Origin of the sequence: Vibrio proteolyticus NBRC 13287 (assembly GCF_000467125.1) — a bacterium.
GTDB lineage: Bacteria > Pseudomonadota > Gammaproteobacteria > Enterobacterales > Vibrionaceae > Vibrio > Vibrio proteolyticus.
In genome coordinates this window covers 1-834 of record NZ_BATJ01000046.1, presented here as the reverse complement: position 1 = coordinate 834, position 834 = coordinate 1, and the positions used below count along the sequence as shown (strand labels likewise).

Genomic DNA, 834 nt, shown 5'->3' with positions numbered 1-834 from the left:
CCTCTATCTGAGTGATGTATTAGCTTTTCTTCACTCCGCCGTTGCCTGAGCGCTGAGATAAATGCTCGCTTAACGGATTGCGTTTTCATGTTGTCATCGACATAGTAACCAACAATCTTCCTTGAATAAGCGTCCGTAACCAGACTGACATAGCTCTCTCCATTTTGAGTCGGCAAGTAAGTAATATCAGCCACCCACAGTTGTTCTGGCTTCGTTGGTGTCAGTCCATCTTTCACTTTGTTAGGATGACAGAAGAACCGATGGCGACTGTCAGTCGTTCGTTGATAGGCTCGTCTTGTTCTCACTAACAGACGATGCTTTCTGAGAAGCTCAAAGAGCTTATCTCGACCTATTTGAAGGCCCTTTATTGCGGCTAAGAACTTCAGTTTACGCGCACCAATGCGTGGCTGCTTCATTCTGACTTCACGGACAAAGCCAATGACAGCATGCTCATGATGCTCATAACGAGATTGAGTCTGGCACTGCTTATAATAAGCTTGACGAGAGATTTGTACTAACTGACAAAACTTCGTGACGGTCAAACCTGCTATGGTTTTCTCTTGGACAACGCTTCTTTGTGCTTTTTTGTCACTCTAACGCCATAGTCACGTTCCATAACGTTCACGACAGCTTCAAAGAAGTCGGCTTTGAGCTGTGCATCTTCCAGTTTCTTCTCAAGCTCTTTAATACGTTGTTCAGGTGTGGGCGGTGAATTGAACTCGGCCATAGAGCCTCCTTTGGACATAAAGTTAGGTGTCCCTTCAGACCAATCTAGTCGACCATGTTTACGAAGCCAAACTAAAACGGTAGAACAACCTTGGATGCCGTACTTCT

1 protein-coding gene and 1 pseudogene are annotated in these 834 nt (G+C 45.2%); both read right to left on the bottom strand.

Features of this window, described 5'->3' with window-relative positions:
- Positions 1-416 (bottom strand): DDE-type integrase/transposase/recombinase (locus tag VPR01S_RS21885; RefSeq protein ID WP_156008773.1); only part of this gene is annotated, 416 nt, incomplete at its 3' end.
- A gap of 131 nt (positions 417-547) precedes the next feature.
- Positions 548-834 (bottom strand): annotated as a pseudogene (locus tag VPR01S_RS22980) (IS3 family transposase); the annotation flags it as partial.